Consider the following 22906-nt stretch of genomic DNA (forward strand, 5'->3'; position numbering starts at 1 on the left):
CTGTCTCGGCTGGTTGTGCCAATGCCGCACAAACACCAGGCTAACATTGGCTGCGCCATATTCCACTAGTGAAGATTCAATACGTGCAGGGCCCCCCGATCACGGAGTGGACCGGGGGTCCTTCACTCTTTGATGGCACTACGCTCCAGCCGCCATCCGGTCTGTGGCCCGAGGGCGTCGTCGTTCCGGTACCCCTGACAGTGGTCCTGTCAGCACATCAACGGGGCATGGCTGATGAGCCACTACCATGTCTCGAAAAGCGAATAGCTACTCGTTGCCACCCACAAGAAACCCGGTGAGCACCGTACCTATGGCGATGCCCTATAGAAAAGCCCTCAGCACGGGCCACTCCCGTGTTCAAGAGTCTGTGAGGATTGGGATGGCTGGTCTGGGATTGGCTGGCAGAGTAAGTGCAGGCCATTCCACTCTGGCGGTCGTGACTCATTAAACGCTTGGCCCCGGCTCTTTCTGGGTGTCCTGTTATCGACATGTCCGTCTGCTGGGTGGGGCGGCCGGCACCTGCCCGGCCCACCTCGGTGCGCGTAGCGACTTGTTCACGCCGGTCGCCGCTGAGGTATCAATGGAGCAGTCAGATCTGCGTAAACACCAAAAGACTAAGTGGGACCAGTCCTCTCATCTACTTCTACTCGTTCCACTTGAACGCCGATAACGGACGTTTCGTCAGCTGGGAGAGTAAACGTCGGCGGTGAGTTCCTAGCCGTGATCATTCCGGAGGCTTCGCTTATAGAGGGCTTGTTTTGCGGAGGTACTCGCGCAGGCCGGGGATAGCGAAGTCGACCTTGCCGTATGCGGGGGCTTCGATGAGTCCTGCTGCTATGAGACGTGCCCGGTAGTTGGCAACGACGTTGCTCTTGGCGTTGAGCCGTTTTCCGATATCGCCGGCAACAACAGGGCCGTCGTCTTCGGCCATGGCACGGAGGAAGTCTTTGTCTTTGTCTGACGCGGTGGAGAGGGCCGCCTCGATGACTGTCGCCTCGTGGCGGCGGGTGGCGGCATTGATGGCTTGGGTGATGTTTGTCTTTTCCAACGCCATGTTATTGATTTCGGCTTGCCGCCATAGCTGGTAGCCGATGAGCTGGATCAGGAACGGATACCCCCCGGTCGCCTCAGCCGCTTCCCGGACCAAGTCAGCGCTGATGCTGATGCCAGCATTCTGGAAGGTGCTGGCATAGGACCGTTCAACCTCCGCAATGGCCGCGGCATGCAGGTCGATGCGCTCTGCCCGGCGCAGGAACGTTGCCACTCCTTCGTTGAGCAGATCCGAAACTGCTGCCGGCAGTCCGGCGAAGATCAGTCCTATCGGGAGCCCGTCGCGAATGAAATGCTGGACATCGGCAGCCAGCCGGGACAGTTCCGCACGGTCTGCCGAGTGTATTTCGTCAACGGTGAAAAGCAGCCCTGTCTTCTTCTCCGCGAGAACGTTCAGCAGCTGGTTTCCCAACCGCCTCCAGTCAACCTGCCGCTCCGGCGGCAACTGGGTGGTAACGGTGAAACCTGCCACGCCCAATGCTGTGATCCTGCGACCGGTCGGGCCGGAGCCGAGTTCATCCAGGTGCAGCCGCATGGTCTCGCCGATCCGTCCGACGAACCCCGGTGTGGCCGTCTCGGGAACAACAACCCACCCTTGCCGGGCGGCCGCGCCCTGGGCGGCACTGAGTAGGGCGGTCTTGCCGATGCCGCGGGCGCCTGTGATGATGGTCAGCAATCCGGGCGCCCCAGAGCCAAGCTGCAGGCCGTACTCAAACTCATCGAGCATCCCCTCGCGGCCAATGAGTTCTGGGGGAGTGGCGCCGGCTGTAGGGCGGAAAGGGTTCATCATCGCAGATCCTTGTGAGTCCTTGTGAGTCTTGTGAGTACCTGTGAGTCTACTCCTCCAAGGCCACCTACCCGACACTCGATCGTCGTCCGATGATCGATGTCCGGGGACCAGACCTGGACCCCTAGCGGCTTGGGCAGTTCCGCACCGCTCTGCATGACATTGGCTGGCCGCTGACCGACTACCCGGGACCAACCTGCGAAAACACCCGAAGCAGTGCGGGACGGGTTACCGATTCTCTTTTGACTCGCCTCACTCCAATGCCGATAATGGACCTTCCGTAAAGCTACGTCAAGAGCGGCGACTGGGCGGAGGACCGGGTTCCCGCTGGCGTGAAGTGGCACCGGTACTGGCAGCCGGCCTCCTTGTTAATCCCGCAAACACGGGTAAGGACGACTTTCGAAGCGCCGTTTCCGGGCCAGCTGGACCAGCTGGGCTATATGTTCCGAGCGTGAGGGCCTTTTTCTGCCTTTTGCACGACACCAAGCTGCTTGGCCGGGGCGATACCGTCCACTGGTGTTCCATGATCAGAGAAAGTTCGAGCTTCACGTTTGCCATGGGAGAGTCCTCAAGCGTGAAGACCAGACTCTCCTTGACGAACTCGACCCGCACCCCTCGCGGATGAGAACCTGGACGAGCGCGCAGGCGAACGAGGTTACGCCCGAACGGGTCCTGCCGTTCACCACCACGGTGTCCCCGTCCCGGACAAACCGCATCAGCTCGGGCAGTTCTTGGAAGTGTCTCTGCAGGAGGCCGGGGCCGTGAAGACCCAATCCAGAACCTGGCCTTCAAGCAGGTGCTTCTCGTTCTGTCCAGCGTGCTTACATAGACGTACCCATCCGCAGTCCGGCCAGTGTTCGTCTCCAACCCTGAACCCAGCAGGTTGAGTTCGAGGCCTGTCTGAGAAAGAAGTCAATGAAAGCCTCGAAATTGTCACGTTTGGGTTTACGCCGGGCAAATGCATCAGCAATGACGCACGGCTGATTAGGTCGACTCAGGGTTAGTCCAGAGCTGGCACCTCGCGTTGCGGTAGTACTTTTGCGGGTTCTTGTGCCGTGCACAGGTGACGGTCTCTGGGTAACCAAACTGAGGTGCCTTCATCGGCGTAGACCGCTACGCGGCCGCGGCCTCCTTCGAGCCAAACCCAGAAAACAGAGGCGTCCTGGGTCCGAGCATCAATTTCCCCGGCAAGGAGCGGTTCCCGTTCTCGCTTGACAATGACATCGTCGCCTTCGTCGAGCTGCCCCCACTGGGTGCTGGGCAGCTCGTCGCCTCTGTCGCTAGATGAGGGGGCGATTAGATCGTTCAAGTTCTGAAATGTCATGTCCGTACTAGCCACGGTCGGCAAGGCGGTGGTCCTGTTCGGCGTTGACGAGGTCCATGGTGACGCCGTTGAGCGCCTTCGTCGTACCGCGCTGAACGCGGGTAGACCGGGTCTCCTTTTCAGGAGTAGTTGTCCTGGTGGTCATGAAGAAAATTCCTGTCTGGAGTCCGTTTCAGGGGTGGTGGCCAGCGAAAATGGTTGGCTCGGTCGTCCCCGTTTCCAGATACTTGGTTGGACCCATGGGGCCGGGAGGTACCGGCGTGCCCCGGGGTGGGGAGTGGATACAGTATTGAGCTGGCATGCCAGCTGAGGGTATTACCAGGGAGGTCGGCTTGTGAATGGCTGACACTCCGGCGGGGTGTTGCTCATTTATTGTTGGCGTGGCTGGCTGGGCTGAGTGACGGCGCATCGAGAGCGGTGCGATGATCTGTGCAGCGAGAAACTTTAGAGCAGCCTGTGGATCGTGCATGCCCCGGTTCTAGCTGGTTTGTAGTGTTCCGTAGCGTGGTGTGCCGCCGATGATGGTCGCGGCTACCTGGATTGATCCGATCTGTTCGGGTGGGACGTGGAGCAGGTCGTCGGTGAGGACGACGAAGTCGGCCAGTTTGCCCCGGGTGAGGCTGCCTTTGCGGTGTTCCTGATGGTCGGCATAGGCGGAGCCGTAGGTGAATGCGCGCAGTGCCTGGGCAGGGGTGAGCCGCTCTGCCGGGTTCAGGATTCTTCCCCCAGGGATCTGCCTGTTCACCAGCGAATGTATGCCCAGCAATGGGGCGCCGGCGACGATGGGCCAGTCCGAGCTTCCGGGCAGCTCAAGCCCGCCGTCCAGGAAGCCGCGCTGACGATACAAGTATTGGGCCCGGTCCTCGCCCACGGCCGCCAAATAGGTATCCCCGAACTCGTCCAGGAACCTGGCCTGCGGCACGGCAATCACGTCCGCGGCCCGCAACCGCCTGATCTGGCCATCGGTCGCCAGGCCCATGTGTTCGATCCGATGACGCAGCCGGTTCTTCGGGAAGGCCAGGCGTGCCTGTTCGTAGGCGGACAGCACGGTATCGACGGCGAGGTCACCGATGGCGTGGGTGGCGACCTGCCAGCCTGCAGCTGTGAGGTCGAGGATTTGTCGGCGCAGTTCCTCCGTGTCTTGCAAGAGGTAGCCTCGCTCGCCCGCGGTGTCTTCATAGTCGCAGCACATGGCAGCGGTGCGCATCGAGAAGGCACCGTCGCTGACGATCTTCACCGCACCAATCCGAAGCCAATCATCGCCCAGCCCGGTATGGACCCCCAGGTCAAGCCCGAAATCCGGGGTGCCTGAGCCGTCGTGTTCCAGCTTGTGAAGTACCTCGAAGTACGGCATCACGGTCGCGCGCAGGTCCAGCAGGCCCCGGTCCCGTGCGGTTTGGAACGCCGCAATGTCGCTCGCTCCGGTGCCCCACATTCCGCCAAGGCCCGGTTCGGTGATGCTGGTCAGGCCCATGGCGGCGGCGTTGCGTGCCGACCGGCCGATATCCTCGACGAACTCATCGAAAGGTTTCGGCCCAATCGCATCAAAGACCAGAGCCATCGCCTTTTCGGCGATCACCCCGTTGGGGCGGCCATCTTTCCCGATGGCGATATGCCCGCCGTCGATGAACGGGACATCTTTGGTTTCATTGAGCCCCAGTCGCCGCAACGCAGCGCGGCCGGCCACTCCTCCATGTTCTGACTTCTGCAAAAGCCATACAGGCCGGCCGTCAGCGGCCCGGTCCAGGGCGTCCGGGTCAGGATGGCCGCCGAGGTAGAGCGACTCGTACCCCTTTCCAACCACCCAGGCATCAACAGGAAGCTGCTGGGCCCTTTCGGCCACCAACTCATAGAGCCTGTCAAGTGTTGGCGCCTCGCCGGGCGATACGTCCAGCAGGGTCAGATCCCGCCCGCCTGTCGAAAGGTGGTAGTGCGCATCATGGAAGCCGGGCACGACAGGAGCGCCCTGCAGGTCATAAACGACATCGGAGGAACAGCCCTCCAGTTCCTCGTCCAATCCCACGATCTGCTCACCTATGACCCCCAGCGCACGCGCGTGCGGTCGACCAGGATCGACAGTGGTGAACCGGCCATTGATAAAGAGCGCGTCGAGTTTCACGAAAGGTCACCTATCCGAAACTGATCAGTTCTCATTCTTTGCATGCTGCACCTTTCCTTTCAGATTGAAGACCACCAACTGCCACAAATGGTCCGTGGGTTTCACCGAACACATTGGCCACTTGGGATACGTTCTTTGATTACCCCTCCCGCAGATCGCGCCCTTATTCCTTGGGCTCAGGGCAGGAGGGCAGGTTTCCGGGACGTAAAGACGTGCTCGCTCCAAAGCTTTGTCGGGGTTTAGAGGACTTTGCTGAGGAAGGTGCGTGTTCGTTCTTGCTGGGGGTTGGTGAGGACGTCGCGGGGGTTGCCGGTTTCGACTACGATTCCGTTGTCCATGAAGGTCAGTGTGTCGCCGACTTCCCGGGCGAATCCGATCTCGTGGGTGACGACGATCATGGTCATGCCTGATTTTGCGAGGTCTTTCATGACGTTGAGGACGTCGCCTACGAGTTCGGGGTCCAGGGCCGAGGTGGGCTCGTCGAACAGCATGAGCTCGGGGTCCATCGCGAGGGCGCGGGCGATCGCGACCCGTTGTTGTTGGCCGCCGGAGAGTTGGGCGGGGTAGAAGTTGGCTCGTTCGGCAAGTCCGACGCGGTCAAGGAGTTCGTGGGCGCGTTTCTTGGCGGAGGTTTTGTCCTGGCGTTTGACCTGGGTTGGTGCTTCGATGACGTTCTCCAGGGCAGTTTCGTGGCCGAAGAGGTTGAAGCGTTGGAACACCATGCCGATGTTGCTGCGTTGCTGTGCGATCTCTTTTTTGTGGAGCTCGTGCAGCTTGTCGCCTTTTTCCCGGTAGCCGATGAGTTCGCCGTTGACCCTTACGCGCCCGGCGCTGATGGTTTCGAGGTGGTTGATGCAGCGCAGGATCGTTGACTTACCGGATCCGGATGGTCCTATCAGGACCGACACTTCGCCTTGTTTGACGGTCATGTCGATTCCCTTCAGCACGTGGTGTTGGCCGAAGAATTTGTGCACCCCTTCGATGGTGACCAGGTCCTTTGACTCGTGACGGGACGTGTTCTGGGATAGGTGGTGGGCTGGTGCGCTCATCGGCCGCTCTCCTCGGTGGTTGGCCCGGCAGGGCTGGGGCCTCCGGGGGTGTTGTCGCCGGTGCTGGTCTTCGCGGCGGCAACCTTCGCAGCGGCCCGGTTAATCGGGGCGGAGGTTAGGTTGTCCACGCCCTTGCCGTAGTACTTTTCGATGTAGTGCTGGCCGACCATGAGGATGCTCGTGATGACGATGTACCAGGTGGCAGCGACGAGCAGGAGCGGGATGGGCAGGTAGGTCCGGCTGGCCAGGGAGGTCGTGACGAAGGTCAGGTCCAGGGTAAACGGCACGGCCAGGACGATGGAGGTCGTCTTGAGCATGCCGATGGTTTCATTTCCGGTGGGTGGGACGATCACGCGCATCGCTTGCGGCAGGACAATGCGCCACAGGATTTTTGTGCCGCGCATGCCCAGGGCCTCGGCAGCTTCGGCCTGTCCCCGGTCGACGGCTTTCAGGCCGCCGCGGAAGATCTCGGCCAGGTAGGCGGACTCGTTGAGTCCCAGCCCCAGAACCGCGGCCCAAAAAGCGGTGAGCACGTCCTGGGTGGTGAAGTGGAACAGTTCCGGGCCGAAGGGGATTCCCATGGAGATCTTCGGGTACAGCACGGAGATGAGTCCCCAGAAGACCAGCTGGGTGTAGACAGGGGTTCCGCGGAAGATGAAGATCCAGAACCAGCTGGACCAGCGCAGGATCGGATTATCGGACTGTCCCATGAAAGTCAGGAGGACCGCGAGGACGATGGCAATCGCCATGGAGAGGACTGTGAGGAGCAGCGTCCATCCGACGCCGCGGAAAACGTTCACGTCAAGGATGTAGAGGGCGTAGGTATCCCAACGGAAGTTGGGGTTGGTGGCCAAACTCTGCAGCGCCAAGGCCACGCTGATGACGATGATGGATGCGCTGATCCATCGGCCGGGATGGCGTACCGGAACGGCCCTGTTCAGTTCGGGCGCCCTTTCGCGTCCTGACCGGGTGATCTCACTCGGGTGAGTAGTGGTGGGATTCATTCTGCGACCGAGGGGTTGAGCTCGGAAGTGGAGATGGCGCCGTCGGCGACGTTCCACGTATCGAGGATCTTCTTATAGGTCCCGTCAGCGATGAGTTTATTCATGGCCTGGTGGATGAGTTTCGCCAGTTCGGGGTCGTCCTTGGCGATGGCGATGCCCTGAGGCACGACGTCGCTGATCTTGCCGACCTTCTCCATAGTGCCGTTCGACTGATCGACAAGGAGGCCTACGACAGGGGAGTCTGCTATGACCGCATCAACGGCTCCATTGGTCACCCGGATTTGGAAGTCCGTCATCTTGTCCAGCAGAACGATCTCGACAGGGTCCTTGCCCGCTGCAGCACAAGCGTCGCTCTTGGCCTGCGCAAACGTGACCAATGTGCTTCCCGACGCTGCACCGACCTTCCTGCCGCAGGCGTTCTCGGGCGAAAAGTTGTTCGGGTTGCCCTTCTTGGTTGCCCAGGCGATACCTGCCTGGAAGTAGCTCACAAAGTTGACAGCCTCCAGGCGTTCCTCTGTGATCCCGAAGGAGCTTATGCCCAGATCATATTTCGGTCCCAGGGCAGGGATAATCGCAGTGAATGCGGCCGACTGGACTTCAGCCTTAAGCCCGAGCGTGGCAGAAAGGGCGTTGGCAATGTCCATCTCGTACCCCATCGGCGTTTGGTTATCCGCACCCCCGAGGAACTCGGCCGGCGGGTAGGCCGTGTCGGAGGCGACCAGGAGTGTTCCTTTGGACTTGATCACGGCAGGAACCTGCGAGGCCAAAGCCTCGTCTTTCGCGACGGTTCTCGAATCGAAGGCGGCCGGGCCTGATGCGGAACCGTTGCCCGAACCCCCTGGCGCGGCCTCAGAGGCGTTCGTGCATCCTGTCAATGCAAGGGCGCCGGCGGCCAGCACGACGAACCCTTTCATAGCGAGTTTAAGGGAGAGAATCATGTCGTTGTCCTTCAATTGAAGTATGGCGCTGTCTTCGTACCAGCCGCCGGATCATGTTGGTCAGCCAGATCATCGTCGACCTGACCGCTCGGAGAGAATGGGCATGAGCAGGGAGTCGTCCATGCAGACAATTACGGAATCTTCATCTGTTAATGCAGCATTCTGGCCCTGCCGGGCATTGGGATATTTGGACAATTCAAAGGACCGAGGCCAGTGTCATTTGTCGTGTACACAGCCATCCATTCAGCTTCGTGAGGGATCCAGGACGAGTGCGTCCACTGCTCGGGAATCGGTCTGCACCAGGTGGGCCCCGTCCCTGCCGCGACTTTGGGCGTACGGAAGTCGTCTTGCGTCGAGCTACAGAAACAAATGGTTGGCTTGTCCACTCGAGTTGCCGTCACGGAACTTTTGGTTCCTTCGCCGGAATATCCCGCCAATATATCAATGGGCAAGTTTTCTTATATCAGACTGGGTTCATGGATTAGCAATTCTTTTGCTCAGGGCTTCTTTAGCGTCTGGCTCACAACTAAGCGTTTGGCAAGCACCTCAAGGTGTCTCCCCAAGTCGGGCTTTAGGTCCTCCACTGGGTACTCCGAAGGCTCCTGAAATCACGAAGGAGCATGAATTCGTGGCAGTGGGCCTGCTGAGGACGCTTAGTACTCATCTTCGTAGTCCGTGACGCCGGCCAGGTCGCGTCCGGCGATGTATCCGAAGGTGAGGGCGGGGCCGAGGTTGATGCCTCCGGCGGGGTAGTGGCCTCCCATGACTGATGCTTGGTCGTTGCCGGCGACGTAGAGTCCATTGATGGCTCGCCCTGCGTTGTCCAAGGCACGTGCGCGTGGATCGGTGGCAAGGCCTGCGAAGGTGCCGAAGGAGCCGGGGAGAACCCTGACGGCGTAAAAAGGTCCCTTTTCCAAGGGGCGGAGGGATGGGTTGGGTGTGTTCTTCGGGTCTCCGCCGTAGCGGTTGAATTCGGTGGTTCCCCGGTTGAATTCGGGGTCGATGCCGTTGCGGGCGTTTTCGTTGAAGTCCGCCACGGTCTGTGCCAAGGCTTCAGGATCGATGCCGCAGGCACTGGCGAGTTCTTCGATGGTGTCGCCCTTTTTGAGGTAGCCGGATTGGAGGTAGGGGAACAGCGGGACGGGTAGTGGTTTGGCCATTCCCAAGGGAAACTTGCGGACGTAGGCGGCGTCGGCGATTTGCCAGGCTTCGACCGGTTCGCCGTCGGGCGTTGCTTTGAGCATTCCTTCGACGTAGTCGTAGTAGCCGTTGGCTTCGTTGACGAACCGTTTGCCGTTGCGGAGCACGCCGATGCTGCCTGGTTTGGCCCGGTCCATGATGTGGGGGAATGTTCCTGTGCGGCCGTTGCGGTAGGGAACCAGGGAGACCGGGCACCAGGCGGCGGGCGATTCGACGTTGGTGTCAAAGCTGGCGCCGACGGCCTGCGCCATCGCTATGCCATCTCCGGTGGTTTCCTGGGGAGCCAGGGTCCAGTGTTCTTGACCGGTAGGCGTACTAGGGAATAGTTCGGCGCGGCGGGCCGCGTCGTTGGGGAAGCCGCCCGTGGCGAGCACGACGCCGCGCGAAGCGTTGATGGTGTAGCTTCCATCGGGTGAATGTACGATGGCGCCGCTCACGTTGCCTTTCTTGTCGGTGAGGAGGTGTTTGGCTGGTGTGGAGACGCGGATGTCAACACCAAGATCGTCAGCTGATTTCAAGAGCCTGGCGGTGAGGGCGGTGCCGTTGACGAGTTGCATGTTCCGACGATGGATGAGCAGATCCAGAACGTGGAGTCCCACGCGCCATGTCGCATGGAGCAGGCCTTGGATGTTGCCCTGGGATGCGGAGAGGAATTTGGTGAGGTCAGGTCCGGCCATGATGCCCATGCCCAGGAATGAGGTTTCGTAGAGTTGGTGGCGTGCCTTTGCCCGTAGCTGGGGCTTGATGTTTCGTGCGTTGAGGGGTTTGGGGCCGACAGAGCGGTTTCCGGTGCCCGCGCCGGGGGTCTGGCCATAGATGTCTTTGATCTTGGCCCCGGGAACGAATTGGAGGCTGGTCTTGTTGTGGAAGAACCCGACCATGTGGGGGACTGCTTCCAGGAAGGCCTCGATCCTTTCCGCGTTGTAGTTCGTGCCGAGGCGGTGGTGCAGGTAGGTGCGGAAGAGTTCGGGGTCCTCGTTGATTCCGACTGCTTTGGCCAAGGGGTTTCCCGGGGTCCAGGCCCAGCCGCCGGACCAGGACGTGGCACCGCCACAAACGTCCGCCTTTTCCGCGACGATGACTTTCAGTCCGTGGTAGGCCGCTGTGACCGCAGCTGAGAGGCCGCCTGCGCCCGATCCGATGACGAGGACGTCGCAGTCCAACGTGGTGCCGGAGGTTGCGCATGATTCACTGGTTTTGGGGGTCTTCACTCTGTTCTGGCCTTCAGTTTTGTTGGTTGGTCGCGTGCAGGGGCTGGTTGGGTACTGCTTTGGGTTTAGCGGTGTTCCTTGTTGGCCCACTTATAGGACCAAAGGCTGGAGACCAGTGCTATGAGGCATAGCCCTGCAAGGAGTGCTGCTGCCGGGACCCAGCTGCCGCTGCTTGCCATCAGGGCGGTGGCGATCAGGGGAATGAAACCACCGACCGCGCCAGCCAATGCGTACGCAAATCCTGCGCCGCTGTATCGGATCCGGACGTCGAACATGTCGGTGAACCACGTTTGCTGGACGCAGGTGGAGATGTTGTGTCCGAGGTTGATCAACGCGACGAAGCCAAGGATCATCGGGAACAGATCGCCGCTTTCAAGGGCTGCGAAGAACGGGGCTGCTGCAAGTGCTGCGGCCAGTGGGCCGATGATGTAGAACCACTTCCGGCCGAACTTATCGGCGAGTCGTCCCCAGAGGGCCAGGAACGGGATGGCCAGGACCATGGCAACCATGGATGCGGTCAGGACGGTGGAGGACGGGGTGTCTGTGAAGTTCTTGACGTAGGCAAGCGAGAACGTGAAGCCCATGTAGAAGGTGCTTTGGTCCACCATTCTCATGCCGATCACTGCCAGGATCTTTTTGGGGCTTGTTCGCAGGGCTTCGGCCAAAGGTGCCTGTGCGGCCTTGTGTTCCTCTTTGACCGCGGCGAATTCCGCTGATTCCGGCACGCCCGCCCTGATCCAGAGGCCGACCAGGGCAAAGAGGATGCTGATCACGAATGGCAGGCGCCAACCCCAGGCAAGGAACTGTTCAGGGGTGGTCATGGCGGTGACCAGTGAGAACGCCGCGGTGCCGAGCAGCAAGCCGAGGAAGGAGCCGATCTGGACACCGGTGGCCAGGAAGTTCCGCTTGCCAGCGGGTGCGTTTTCCACCGCCATCAGGGCCGCGCCGCCCCATTCACCGCCGACAGCGATGCCTTGAATGGCCCGCAGGGTCACAAGAAGGATGGGTGCTGCGACACCGATTGCCGCATAGCTGGGGAGCAATCCGATGGCCGTGCTGGCCAGGCCCATCATGATGACGGTGATGAAGAGCATGGTGCGGCGGCCGTACTTGTCACCGAAGTGGCCGAAGATGGCCCCGCCCAGCGGGCGGAACAGGAAACCGACAGCGAAGGAACCCATGGATGCCAGCAGACCGGCAACTTGGTTGTCCGACGGGAAGTACAGGGGACCGAAGACAACGGCAGCGGCTGTGCCGTAGAGAAAGAAGTCGTACCAGTCAACGACTGCGCCGACTGTGCTCGCCAGTGCCGCACGGCGGCCGGCCTTGGCGCTGATCGTTACCGGGGGATGGGTGGGAGTGCTCATGGCGGCAGTGCTCCCTGTGCTGGGGGTTTGGGGACTCGTCATTGCGGTTCACCGCAACCTTTCTGTAGCTCGGCTGCACCTTTGCTGGCGAGCGGGATGAGTGCTTTAATGACTACGTAGTCATTTAGTGATTTTGATCATACGCGCATCGTTGGATCGCGGTCAAACACCCATTGAGCAGGACGGAAGACATGAACAGAACCATTGGCCTGGCCCACTTGTCAGCGTTGCATCTGAGCCCGCCTGAACTGGTCCAGGCTGCGGCCAACGCCGGCTTCACCTCTGTCGGCATCCGCGTTTACCCGGCGACCAAAGGCGAATCGACCTACCCCATGGCGGTTGGCTCCCCCCTGTTTGTACAGACGCTTGATCGTCTCGCAGGGACGGGAATGGCGGTGCGTGATGTAGAGGTATTCACGCTCAACGGGAATCGTGGACGCGCCGAATGGGAGCCCATGCTTGAAGCGGGAGCTGCCCTGGGTGCGAGTGTTTTGAACGTGATCGGGAGTGATCCGGAGGTGGGCCGGCTAAGGGATAGCCTTGCGGCGCTGGTCGAAGATGCCCGCGCGTTCGGGATCAGGCCTTCCGTTGAGCCGATCTCCTATCAGCCTCTGGCATCCGTGCCTGCGGCGGGACTGCTTGTCCAGCAGACGGGATGCGGAATCATGCTCGATGTTCTTCACTTCGTGCGTGCCGGCGGCCGGATTGCGGAGCTGGAGGATCTTCCGTCAGGGGCAGTGACTGTTATCCAGCTGTGTGACGGCCCAGCCGACACCCCGGACTTGCCGGTCCCGCGTGCCATGCCCTTGGGACAGGACGTCAACGGATCACCTCGGCAGATCGAATCCCGCTCAAAGAGGCTTGCCCCAGGGGAGGGTGTCTTCCCCCTCAGGGAGATCCTGGACCTCTTCCCGGACACGCCGGTCAGCGTCGAAGTCCCTGACGTCTTGGCTGTAGAGGCGCATGGCACAGTTGCCCACCTCCAACACCTCTATGAGGCAGCCGCAACGCTGACCCGCACCTCCCTGAAAACCGAAGCGAAGTGAACACCATGAGCGAACTCACCCAGGAAAAAACAACCCGAACCGCCACCCCGGAGACCTATTGGCCCGGTCGCTTTCAGGACCAGGTGATCCTGGTGACCGGCGCCGCCGGCGGCCTCGGCTCGGACACCGCGGACCGGCTGGCACGCGAAGGTGCCACAGTTGTATGCACGGATGTCCATGCCGGCGGACGGGGCGATGGCAGCGGTCCGTCGAACTGCATGGCCCTGAATGTCACCCAAAGGCAGGACTGGGACCACAGCGTGCAGGCTATTCTGCAGCGGTACGGAAGGATCGACGGGGCGCTGTTTGCCCACGGCATCCAGGGGCCGGAGGTTCCCGTGACGGAGATGCCGGCAGAGGGATGGGCCAGGACCCTGAGCGTGAATCTGGACGGCTGCCTCCACGGCTTGGCCAGCGTCCTGCCGGTCCTCACCAAGCAGGCCTACGGCAGGATTGCCATCCTGTCATCCATTTCCGCGCGTGAAGGGAATCCGCATCAGGCGGCATACTCTGCGTCCAAGGCTGGCCTTGTTGCACTGGTGAAAACGGCAGCGAAAGAGGTGGCCCCTTATGGTGTTACGGTCAATTCCATCGCTCCGTCCATGATGAAGACCCGGCTCCTTCAGGACCTGAGCCCGGAACGAAACGCCCAACTCCTTGCCAAGGTTCCGATGGGAAGAGTCGGGCTACCGGAGGAATTCTCGGCTTTGGCCACATGGCTGCTATCCACCGAGGCCAGCTACATGACAGGCCAGACACTGGACCTCAGCGGCGGCCGTAACACGGCCTAAGCCGGCGGGCCCGTCGTTGCGCGCACCTGCAAATGGACCGGAAACACGGACTTCATCGCTTCGCTGGGAGGCTCGCCTTCGATCCTCCCAGCAAGACGGTCCACTGCCAGATACGACATCTCCGGGATCGGCTGATGCACTGTGGTGAGGTTGATGAAGGCCCACCGCGCCGGCCCCGAATCATCGAATCCCACCACCGAAAGCTGCTGGGGAACACTGATCCCCAGTTGCGCAGCCGCGTCCAACACGGCAAACGCCAAGGCATCCGTCACGCAATACATTGCCGTCGGCCGGTCCTGGGTGTCCAACAACTCCAGCGCGGCCCGGACCCCCTCTTCATGGGTTAGCCGCAGATGGCGAATCCAGTCCTCACGAACCTGAAGCCCACGCCGTCCCATGGCCGCCCGGAACCCGTCCTCACGGTCCCGGCCATTGGACCGGTCCCGCAGAGTGGTCAGGACACCGATGCTCTTGTGTCCCAGGCCTTCGAGATGGGCCACAACGATCTCGCCAGCGCGTCGGTCATCGGCAAGCACTGCCTCGACTTCAACAGTTGTATCGTCACGGCTGAGCAACACCACAGGTGTCCCACGCTCCAACACTCTGCGGACGGCGGCAGAAGATTCCCGCGCCGAAACAAAAATCATTCCGTCCACCGTTGCACTGTCCAGGACGTCAACTGCCTCAGGGTCAGGTGAAATGTCCGGGTCCCGGATGAGGACCATCCGATACCCGCGCTCAAGAAGCCGGTTCTGCAACGACTCCACAATGACCGGATAAATAGGGCTGGTCAGGTCAGCAACAACCACACCAACGGCGTGTGTCCGCCGCGTCACCATCATCCGGGCAGCGGCATCAGGCACATACCCAAGCTCCCTCGCCACGGAAAGAATCCGCGCTTTCGTGGCTGGGGCAACGGATGGATGGCCACGAAGGGCACGAGACACTGTCGACTGCGACAATCCCAAATGACGGGCCACGTCAACGCTGGTTACCATTCCACCATCGTATTTCACCAGATCAGCTCGGGTCCGCGGCGGCAGAGTCCCCTGTGGATGCTATTGAACGTTCGCCTGTGCCTACGCACGGGACGCTTCCGGCGAGGCCATCATGGCAGCCATTGAAGAATCCGCCGATGAGTGTTTCGTTGGGCGGAAAATTAGCGGCATCGGCGTGGGGGCTGCAGGCATGGTTGATGCCACCACAGGCACCATCATCTCCATGCACCTGACGCCCGGGCTGAACGGACTCCAGGTCGGTGCCCGGCTCCAGGGGCGGTACGGAGTTCCAGTACTGGTGGATCACCACCCGAGGGTCCACGCGCTGGGGGACCGCTGGTTTGGCCTTGGCCGGCATCTGCAGGACTTTGGGAGGCATTAGGTTTCGAGATCGTCGATCAGGGAGCGATAGTCCGCGGCAGGGACGGTCTGCGGTCCGCTGGGAGATTTCCGTCCTATCGACGGCATGGATCACGTCAACGGGGATGACGAGTCCTGTGCCTTGATCTCCTATTGCAGTTGAGGCACCAAATGATCGTTCTAATTTGTCATTCAAGGATGATCCCTTTCAGAACGTGGCCCCCGTGTTTCTGGGAGATCTTGCCCCTTGCAGGGTGGAGCAAGTGGAATGGTCCTATCCTGTGGATGCTCCTCAGCGGCAAAGCGTTTTGATGGCTTCTGGCAAGAAACGACCTGCGGCTGCGGGCTGGAGCGCAATGATCGTCGCGTCGTTATGCTGAGCCTCGCTGCGATTATCAGCGTGGCGATGGCAGGTAAGGCACCGGCGAGCAACATGCCGGCGGGGGGACCGAAATGCTCAACAACATTGCCGAGAAGGGGCCCCCAATGGCGGCACCGCCGAACCAGACGAGCTCGTAAATACCCATGATGCGCCCCAGCATGCTGCCGGGGGCGGCGATCTGCACCGTGGAGTTGGCCAAGGTCTGCAAAAGCAGAGTACTCGCACCTACGCACAGCAATAGTGCGTGGAAGATGAGAGGTGCCTGCACGGCGGCCGAGAAAATATAGAGCGAGGAGAGCAGACCTGCGAACAGCAGCAGCGTCCCCTTCCCACGGCAATCATCCTACGCACAGGTTTACTCCAACGCAGGCTACGACGGACGGCTGGGCCGACGTCGACGACAATAACTATCGACCGATCTTTTTTCCTCAAGGAGTTCGGGCTGGTCCCTGACATGGGAAAACACAGCAAAACGCACATGGACGGGTTCTCTCATCTGTTTGAACTCGTCCTAGTTAAATGCCGATAACGGAGATTCCGTCAACTTAGCAGGCCTCCAGCAGCGGCAGATCGATCGGGGCGGTTGGGGGAGGGGACTTAGGAAAGCCTGGCTTGGCGCAGGTACTGGGCGGGTTGTCCTCTGCCGCCGGGTCACGACTCTTCGGACGCCTTGCGGCGTGGTTCGGGAAGCGAGAGTCCAGCGCCTCTCTATGCGACGCGGGTGCCAGGTGGAGCTGGGAGCCAGCGTCCCTACCAGCGCTCCGACCTAGCTAGGACCGTGTCCAAATCATCCAACTTTGCGGTAAAGGGATCTGGCTCCCCGTTAGCTGATGGAGACCAGTTCCAGGCTTGGTGGTCGCCGTGCAACTCGAAGTCTTTCCGCCAGACGTTCTTGTCTCCTGAAATTCTTGTACGGGCTGCATGGAGATACTTGCCAGCTGAGGGGGTGCTGTGTTCTTTCGTAAGGAACGTGTGCGCCATGGCCATACGGTATTCGGCCTGGCAGAAAGCCCTCTTAAAGTCGTCGCCAGGCCCAGTCAGGTGGCCGATCAGCTCTTGCATATCGTCCGCGATCAATTCGCTTTGAGGGTAAATCCAAAGTGTTCCGTTCCAGCGTGGTGCTGCTTTCGCGAGGTTGTAGTCAACAACGATCTCGTCCTGCAGTGCTAAGAAGGCAGGTTCAGGATCGCGCTGGGAGTACGCGTCTTTCCACTTCGGCTCAGTTGCCGCACGGATAAACACGTCCTCCCTATCTTCGGTGACAGCAATCATGGCGATGGCCCGGAGGGCTAGGAGTGCGGGGTAGTGCGGGGTAGTGCGCAAGGTTGTACCAGGCCTCTGTATACGAGGAAACCGGCACGCGCGCCTTCAATAGCTGTTGAACTGCCCACACCCAAAGATCAGCATGGATGCGGTCCCGATCAAGAGATACACCGGTAGCAATGAGACGCACTAGCGTCTGAGAGCTACGACGCAGAGATAGGCATTGATCGTCGAAGACGGCTGCGTAGTCCCCGGAAGGGCCCATACCTCCGCGCCCGTGGATGTATGTGGCAATAGGGCCTATTTCGGCGGCGAGGAGTTCCCGGATTTCTATGTAGGACTCCCGATGGGGCAAGAGTCTTTTCAGGCGGGCGATGGCCATGTCTTCGGTCAGCTGCGGCGCCGCCAAGGCATCCAAGGAATCCAGGCGTTGTTGTATGTCTGGGAAGAATTCATCGGCTGTGACATTACTGATGACGGCAGCCGCGTGTTGTTCGATCAGGGCGTCGGCGGCCGATCCCAGCCCATACAAGGTGGACCAGTACAGGGGATAGCGTCGACTCTGCCTGCCTTGGAGAGCTTGTACCAGAGCTTTGTCCCAGTCCGCTGACCAGCCGTTGATGATCAGACCAAAGTTCTCCATAACCTCTTGAAGGATTTGGTGGGTGGCGGGCCCATAGACGGTTAGCTCGGCGAGCGTGTTCTTCTGATCAAGGGACTTGTAATCGCCGTGGAGCTTGATAACGGTGCACTCCGCATGATGGAGCGGCTTTCGGGCTTTTATGGCGCTTTCCGTGGACAACACCTGGTATGGAATGGATGCCTGGTCTAGCGCCTGCTCAATGAGGCTATCGAAATTGGTCGTAAGGATGACCCGGATGGCCCCCCGGCGGACGAGTCCAGCGATCCCGTGGTGCGCCGTACCGGGCACCTTGCGATTGTCGGCCCGGTCTTCATCCGTGGGCTCGAAGTGTCCGTGCAGGAGCGCGCTGCGGGCGGCAGGCGTTCGGCCCAGGGATTCGAGGAGCCTTGAGTAGCCAAGTTCATTGCCATCACCGTGCTCTGCCCACCAGGCATCTATTTCCGCATCACCAGCGTCAGCGCTAATTGGGGTGCCCTCGGCAGCTGCTGCCTGTCGCACAAGATCCTTGATGACGCCCCACCCCGTAGGGATGCCGGCACCCGTAGATGTTCCCGAGCCGATAAGGAGGGCATAGACGCCCGGCTGGGCATGCAGGGAGAGCGCAAGCCCAATGCGGGGATCGATGGTGCGAGCAGTCATATCGCCACAATAATGCAACGTCTATTATCTTGTTCGCCGGACGGCTGATGCCCCGCCTGTGGCCTGCTGGCCTTGGTCCTTGCGCTCTGCTGCCGGTTGGCGTGGGCCCGCACTGCTGGCGGGGGCCACCGCAAGCCGACGAGCGATTCTCTCGTCTAATGACGGTCCGGTCGAACGCCGATAATGGACGTTTCGTCAGCTGGGAGAGTAAACGGCGGCGGCGAGTTCCTAGCCGTGATCATTCCGGAGGTTTCGCTTATAGAGGGCTTGTTTTGCGGAGGTACTCGCGCAGGCCGGGGATGGCGAAGTCGACCTTGCCGTATGCGGGGGCTTCGATGAGTCCTGCTGCTATGAGACGTGCCCGGTAGTTGGCGACGACGTTGCTCTTGGCGTTGAGCCGTTTTCCGATATCGCCGGCAACAACAGGGCCGTCGTCTTCGGCCATGGCACGCAAGAAGTCTTTGTCTTTGTCTGACGCGGTGGAGAGGGCCGCCTCGATGACTGTCGCCTCGTGGCGGCGGGTGGCGGCATTGATGGCCTGGGTGATGTTTGTCCTTTCCAAGGCCATGTTATTGATTTCGGCTTGTCGCCATAACTGGTAGCCGATGAGCTGGATCAGGAATGGGTACCCTCCGGTCGCCTCAGCCGCGTACCGGACCAAGTCAGCGCTGATGCTGATGCCAGCATTTTGGAAGGTGCTGGCATAGGACCGTTCAACCTCCGCAATGGCCGCGGCGTGCAGGTCGATACGCTCTGCCCGGCGCAGAAACGTTGCCACGCCTTCGTTGAGCAGATCCGAAACCGCTGCCGGCAGACCGGCGAAGATCAGTCCTATCGGAAGCCCATCGCGAATGAAATGCTGGACATCGGCGGCAAGCTGGGACAGTTCCGCACGGTCTGCCGAGTGTATTTCGTCAACGGTGAAAAGCAGGCCCGTCTTTTTCTCCGCAAGAACGTTCAGCAACTGATTTCCCAGCCGCCTCCAATCAACCTGCCGCTCCGGCGGCAACTGGGTAGTCACGGTGAAACCTGCCACGCCCAATGCTGTGATCCTGCGCCCGGCCGGGCCGGAGCCGAGTTCATCCAGGTGCAGCCGCATGGTCTCGCCGATCCGTCCGACGAACCCCGGTGTGGCCGTCTCGGGAACAACAACCCACCCTTGCCCTGCGGCCGCTCCCTGGGCCGCGCTGAGCAGCGCGGTCTTGCCGATGCCGCGGGCGCCTGTGATGATGGTCAGCAACCCGGGCGCCCCGGAACCAAGCTGCAGGCCATACTCAAACTCATCGAGCATCCCCTCGCGGCCTATGAGTTCAGGGGGAGTGGCGCCGGCGGTAGGGCGGAAAGGGTTCATCATCGCAGATCCTGTGAGTCCTTGTGAGTCTTGTGAGTCCCTGTGAGTCTACTCCTCCAGGGCCACCTACCCAGACTCGATCGTCGTCCGATGATCCATGCCCCGGGGACCAGACCTGGACCCCCAGTGGCTTGGGCAGTTCCGCACCGCCGTGCATGACATTGGCGCTGGCCGCTGACCGACTACCCGGGACCAACCTGCGAAAACACCCGAAACAGTTGGGGACGGATTAGCGATTCTCTTTTTATCGCCTCACTCCAACGCCGATAAGCACCCATGTGTCACCTTTTCCTCCGACCTACTCATCGAGTGAATTAGTGGGCCGAGGCCCTTTTGCGTAGGACGAGCTGCCCGCCTACCGGGAAGCTCCTAAAAGGACCTCATACGGCGGAAAGGACCGATGCACGCTCGGGTAAAACCTTTCCGGGGTTCAGAAGTGCCTTGGGATCCAAGACTGCTTTGATTCGGCGTTGAATGTCGAGCACTTCCTCGCTTTGTTCCCACGGTAGCCACTTCACTTTGTATTGTCCGATGCCGTGTTCACCGGTTATGGTTCCGCCGAGTGCCAGGCCTACCCGAACCGACTCGTCAAGGGCTGCATCAAGCTGCGGCACAAGGTGGGTACTGGTTGAGGGAACCCAAAATGTGGGATGCAGATTTCCATCTCCCGCATGCGCGACGACTTTCAGGCCGATTTCGCGTTGATTTGCGATGCGCTCAAGTTCCCCTATGTACTCACCTAGGCGGGATTTGGGCACCGCCACGTCTTCGCCGACTCTGATGACGGTTTCAACTTCTGCGCCCCGGCTGTGCCGACGTAGCTCAACTAATGCTTCGGCTTCGGCACTTGTTTCCCTGGTGACGTCTGCGCCAAGGACGGTAAGAGCTTCCCGGATAATTTGCTCCTCCACGGTTGCGCCATGTCCGTCGGTTTGTACGAGCAGCAGGCAGGCGCCACGGGCTCGCAGCGCCGAACCTTGTTGTTCATCCAGTTGTCTAAGGGTTCCCTCGTCCAGAAGTTCCAGGATGGCGGGTTGAACCCTTTTAGTTGCGATGGCCTGGACACCGACGGCCGCTGATTTTATGTCGGGAAAAAATGCAGCAACTGTCCGCGTTTCAACAGGCAAGTATCTCAGGCGGACAGTGGCTCCCACGATGACACCAAGAGTCCCTTCTGAACCAACGAAGAGACCAGTGAGGTCATAACCGGCCACGCCCTTCACGGTCCGGTGCCCGACCTGGATAAGCCTCCCGTCCGCGAGGACTACGTCGAGAGCGAGGACGGCATCTCGCGTGACCCCATATTTGGCGCATCGCAGCCCGCCTGCGTTAGTCGCGATATTGCCGCCAATTGTTGAGGTCTTGTAACTGGCCGGATCCGGTGCATACATGAGCCCGTGCACGGCGGCGGCCGCGTTAAGGTCTGCATTGATCACCCCGGCCTCGACGCGGGCTATTTCATCCGCAGGATTTAATTCGATGATCTTATTCATCTTGTCTAGACAGAGAACAACGCATCCTTCGGTGGCATGGGCACCACCTGACACGCCGGTACCCGCGCCGCGGGTCACGACAGGCGCACCGTGTGCATGGGCTATACACATAGCCAGTTGCACGTCGTGAATATTTTCAGGCCAGAGCACTACCGACGGTTTGATTCGCTCCTGTACAGGGCCTTCATCGACAGAGTATTTATGGAGATTGGATTCGGTGGTGCTGAACTTTTCAGCAGGGAATGAACTTCGAATTGTCTCGATGAATGTGGTCAAAGCACGCCTCCCATGCGTGGACTCGAGCAAAGGCGGAGAGGGCTGCTCGAGCCCTGTCCGCCCGGGTTTTCAGTGCGCCGAGCTGAGGGGAGCGGACAGGGCGATTTCCCTGTCTGCTCACCCCAGGACTGAGGCTTAGGCCATTTTTGTCGCGTTCGAATCTTGCTGAGTCTTAGGTTCTGTGTTTACGTCGGAACCCTCGACCCCTAGATCCACTCCACGTGTTTCGCGAACTGTGCTTACAGCCACAAGTGAGATCAAGCTCAGGGCAATGACGTACAGCCCTACGGAGGGCGACCAGGATGTCGCGTCCAGGAGCGCCTGCGCAACCGTTGCCGCGAATGCTCCACCGAGAATTGCTCCGATAGCATATCCGATGGATACGCCCGAATAGCGCACTTCCACGGGGAACATTTCGGCGTACAGAGCTGACATTGGACCGTAGGCAAAGCCGAGCCCGACGGTCATCACGACGACGCCGAGGCCAAGGAGCCAGATGTTGGCGGTGTCGATGAGGAAAAACAATGGCACCATCCATACGATGAGGGCGACGTAGCCGATTTGGAATGTCCTGATCCGGCCGATTTTGTCTGACAGTGCGCCGCTCCAGATCGTCGTAATCAACCATGCTGCCGCAGCTACGGTGGTCATAAGCAGGACCTGCGACCGGTCCATTCCTAATTTTGTGGTGGCATACGAAGCGATGAACGCTATAAGTACGTAGCCGGCCGCGTTGTTGCCCATAAAGATCAGTGCGGACTGAAGAACCTGCTTGCTGTTGGATTTGAAGAGTCTGGCCAAGGGGGCGGAGGACTCGCTGCGACGCTCAAGCAGCTCCTTAAAAACGGGACTCTCGTCCACGGCGCGCCGGATGAAGAAGCCAACAACTATGAGAAGAACCGAGAGAAGGAACGGAATCCTCCAGCCCCATGCCAAGAAGTCTGCGGGGCTCAACGTGGCGCTCAGAACGGCAAGTACACCCGTGGCCAGAAGCATGCCTATGGGGACACCGATTTGAGGAAACGCACCGAAGAGTCCGCGCTTGTGGTTCGGCGCGTGCTCCACCGCCATCAATGCCGCGCCACCCCATTCTCCGCCGGCTGAGAAACCTTGAACGATGCGCAGCAGCATCAGGAGCAGGGGCGCCCACACGCCGATTTCGGCATAGGTGGGCAGTACCCCCATCGCGGCTGTGGCGCCACCCATCAAGATGAGGGTGAGTACCAGCATCTTCTTCCTGCCAAGCCTGTCTCCGAGGTGCCCGGCAACAATTGCCCCGAGTGGTCGGAAAAGGAAGCTGATGCCGATTGATGCCAAGGACACGAGCTGGGTGAGTGCAGGACTGTCCGCTCCGAGGGGTTTGAAGTACAACTGACCGAACACAATGGCGGCTGCGCTGGCGTAGATGAAGAAGTCGTACCATTCGATTGAGGTACCGACCAGGGTGCCTGCCAGCACCCGTCGTTGTTCTTTGCTCATGCGGTGGCTGGCACGAGGGGGTAGTGGTTGGGATGACATAAGAACTCCATTGTTCGTAAGGGTGTTGTCCCGACCCTCACCCATAAGGGTGAGGTTTTGGGGCTGGTGTTGCCATCGGCTGGTCCGCGGTGGCGCT

General features: G+C 60.4%; 18 protein-coding genes. 3 read left to right on the forward strand and 15 right to left on the reverse strand.

Translation table 11 applies throughout. The features are described 5' to 3' along the window. Positions 1-742: 742 nt before the first annotated feature. The 8 genes from M1D89_RS00780 to M1D89_RS00815 form a co-directional block, all read right to left on the reverse strand. Positions 743-1840 (reverse strand): ATP-binding protein, encoded by a 1098-nt coding sequence (locus M1D89_RS00780; protein ID WP_498643862.1) that lies wholly within the window; start codon positions 1838-1840, stop codon positions 743-745. A gap of 1328 nt (positions 1841-3168) precedes the next feature. Then, positions 3169-3306: a hypothetical protein gene (locus M1D89_RS00785; RefSeq protein ID WP_498643864.1), complete on the reverse strand. Its 138-nt coding sequence runs from the start codon at positions 3304-3306 to the stop codon at positions 3169-3171. Positions 3307-3639: 333 nt separating this feature from the next. Further along, entirely contained in the window at positions 3640-5280 is a 1641-nt protein-coding gene (locus M1D89_RS00790; RefSeq protein ID WP_498643866.1) for an amidohydrolase, read from the reverse strand. A gap of 239 nt (positions 5281-5519) precedes the next feature. After that, positions 5520-6329: an amino acid ABC transporter ATP-binding protein gene (locus M1D89_RS00795; protein ID WP_498643868.1), complete on the reverse strand. Its 810-nt coding sequence runs from the start codon at positions 6327-6329 to the stop codon at positions 5520-5522. Next, a complete protein-coding gene (locus tag M1D89_RS00800; protein WP_498643870.1) occupies positions 6326-7333 on the reverse strand; it encodes an amino acid ABC transporter permease in 1008 nt (335 codons plus the stop codon). Before M1D89_RS00800 ends, M1D89_RS00795 begins: the two co-directional genes overlap by 4 nt. After that, on the reverse strand, positions 7330-8271 hold the full coding sequence (locus M1D89_RS00805) for an ABC transporter substrate-binding protein (RefSeq protein WP_498643872.1): 942 nt from the start codon (positions 8269-8271) through the stop codon (positions 7330-7332). Before M1D89_RS00805 ends, M1D89_RS00800 begins: the two co-directional genes overlap by 4 nt. A 653-nt stretch (positions 8272-8924) precedes the next feature. Further along, entirely contained in the window at positions 8925-10682 is a 1758-nt protein-coding gene (locus M1D89_RS00810) for an FAD-dependent oxidoreductase (RefSeq protein WP_498643874.1), read from the reverse strand. Between the two features lie 65 nt (positions 10683-10747). Further along, positions 10748-12049 (reverse strand): MFS transporter, encoded by a 1302-nt coding sequence (locus M1D89_RS00815; RefSeq protein ID WP_498643878.1) that lies wholly within the window; start codon positions 12047-12049, stop codon positions 10748-10750. 191 nt (positions 12050-12240) lie between these two features. On the opposite strand from M1D89_RS00815, the gene M1D89_RS00820 reads away from it, so the two are divergent. Both M1D89_RS00820 and M1D89_RS00825 read left to right on the forward strand, forming a co-directional pair. Then, entirely contained in the window at positions 12241-13095 is an 855-nt protein-coding gene (locus M1D89_RS00820) for a sugar phosphate isomerase/epimerase family protein (RefSeq protein ID WP_498643880.1), read from the forward strand. Positions 13096-13100: 5 nt separating this feature from the next. Then, positions 13101-13886, forward strand: a complete 786-nt coding sequence (locus M1D89_RS00825; RefSeq protein WP_498643882.1) for an SDR family NAD(P)-dependent oxidoreductase — start codon at positions 13101-13103, stop codon at positions 13884-13886. On the opposite strand, the gene M1D89_RS00830 is transcribed toward M1D89_RS00825, so the two are convergent. After that, entirely contained in the window at positions 13883-14884 is a 1002-nt protein-coding gene (locus M1D89_RS00830; RefSeq protein WP_498643884.1) for a LacI family DNA-binding transcriptional regulator, read from the reverse strand. The genes M1D89_RS00825 and M1D89_RS00830 overlap by 4 nt on opposite strands. A 112-nt stretch (positions 14885-14996) precedes the next feature. Between M1D89_RS00830 and M1D89_RS00835 the strand changes: the two genes are divergently transcribed. Further along, entirely contained in the window at positions 14997-15266 is a 270-nt protein-coding gene (locus M1D89_RS00835) for an ROK family protein (RefSeq protein ID WP_498643886.1), read from the forward strand. A 373-nt stretch (positions 15267-15639) separates the two neighbouring features. Here M1D89_RS00835 and M1D89_RS00840 read toward each other — a convergent pair whose 3' ends face one another. The 6 genes from M1D89_RS00840 to M1D89_RS00865 form a co-directional block, all read right to left on the reverse strand. After that, positions 15640-15894: a hypothetical protein gene (locus M1D89_RS00840; protein ID WP_498643888.1), complete on the reverse strand. Its 255-nt coding sequence runs from the start codon at positions 15892-15894 to the stop codon at positions 15640-15642. A gap of 482 nt (positions 15895-16376) precedes the next feature. Continuing rightward, complete coding sequence (locus M1D89_RS00845; RefSeq protein ID WP_498643890.1) at positions 16377-16898, reverse strand: hypothetical protein; 522 nt, start codon at positions 16896-16898, stop codon at positions 16377-16379. Continuing rightward, complete coding sequence (locus M1D89_RS00850; protein WP_498643892.1) at positions 16876-18171, reverse strand: SIR2 family protein; 1296 nt, start codon at positions 18169-18171, stop codon at positions 16876-16878. The genes M1D89_RS00845 and M1D89_RS00850 overlap by 23 nt, the downstream gene beginning before the upstream one ends. 256 nt (positions 18172-18427) lie before the next feature. After that, complete coding sequence (locus M1D89_RS00855; RefSeq protein WP_498643894.1) at positions 18428-19525, reverse strand: ATP-binding protein; 1098 nt, start codon at positions 19523-19525, stop codon at positions 18428-18430. A 377-nt stretch (positions 19526-19902) separates the two neighbouring features. Beyond that, complete coding sequence (locus M1D89_RS00860; RefSeq protein WP_498643896.1) at positions 19903-21291, reverse strand: FAD-binding oxidoreductase; 1389 nt, start codon at positions 21289-21291, stop codon at positions 19903-19905. A gap of 135 nt (positions 21292-21426) precedes the next feature. Continuing rightward, positions 21427-22809, reverse strand: coding sequence for an MFS transporter (locus tag M1D89_RS00865; RefSeq protein ID WP_498643898.1), 1383 nt, complete (start codon positions 22807-22809; stop codon positions 21427-21429). Positions 22810-22906: the final 97 nt, after the last annotated feature.

This window comes from Arthrobacter sp. D3-18 (genome assembly GCF_054408525.1).

Coding starts and splice junctions, on each gene's coding strand:
- M1D89_RS00805 (WP_498643872.1), bottom strand. CDS start 8,271: ATGATTCTCTCCCTTAAACTCGCTATGAAAGGGTTCGTCGTGCTGGCC.
- M1D89_RS00820 (WP_498643880.1), top strand. CDS start 12,241: ATGAACAGAACCATTGGCCTGGCCCACTTGTCAGCGTTGCATCTGAGC.
- M1D89_RS00865 (WP_498643898.1), bottom strand. CDS start 22,809: ATGTCATCCCAACCACTACCCCCTCGTGCCAGCCACCGCATGAGCAAA.
- M1D89_RS00850 (WP_498643892.1), bottom strand. CDS start 18,171: ATGACTGCTCGCACCATCGATCCCCGCATTGGGCTTGCGCTCTCCCTG.
- M1D89_RS00815 (WP_498643878.1), bottom strand. CDS start 12,049: ATGAGCACTCCCACCCATCCCCCGGTAACGATCAGCGCCAAGGCCGGC.
- M1D89_RS00830 (WP_498643884.1), bottom strand. CDS start 14,884: ATGGTAACCAGCGTTGACGTGGCCCGTCATTTGGGATTGTCGCAGTCG.
- M1D89_RS00800 (WP_498643870.1), bottom strand. CDS start 7,333: ATGAATCCCACCACTACTCACCCGAGTGAGATCACCCGGTCAGGACGC.
- M1D89_RS00835 (WP_498643886.1), top strand. CDS start 14,997: ATGGCAGCCATTGAAGAATCCGCCGATGAGTGTTTCGTTGGGCGGAAA.
- M1D89_RS00795 (WP_498643868.1), bottom strand. CDS start 6,329: ATGAGCGCACCAGCCCACCACCTATCCCAGAACACGTCCCGTCACGAG.
- M1D89_RS00780 (WP_498643862.1), bottom strand. CDS start 1,840: ATGATGAACCCTTTCCGCCCTACAGCCGGCGCCACTCCCCCAGAACTC.
- M1D89_RS00845 (WP_498643890.1), bottom strand. CDS start 16,898: ATGATTGCTGTCACCGAAGATAGGGAGGACGTGTTTATCCGTGCGGCA.
- M1D89_RS00785 (WP_498643864.1), bottom strand. CDS start 3,306: ATGACCACCAGGACAACTACTCCTGAAAAGGAGACCCGGTCTACCCGC.
- M1D89_RS00825 (WP_498643882.1), top strand. CDS start 13,101: ATGAGCGAACTCACCCAGGAAAAAACAACCCGAACCGCCACCCCGGAG.
- M1D89_RS00855 (WP_498643894.1), bottom strand. CDS start 19,525: ATGATGAACCCTTTCCGCCCTACCGCCGGCGCCACTCCCCCTGAACTC.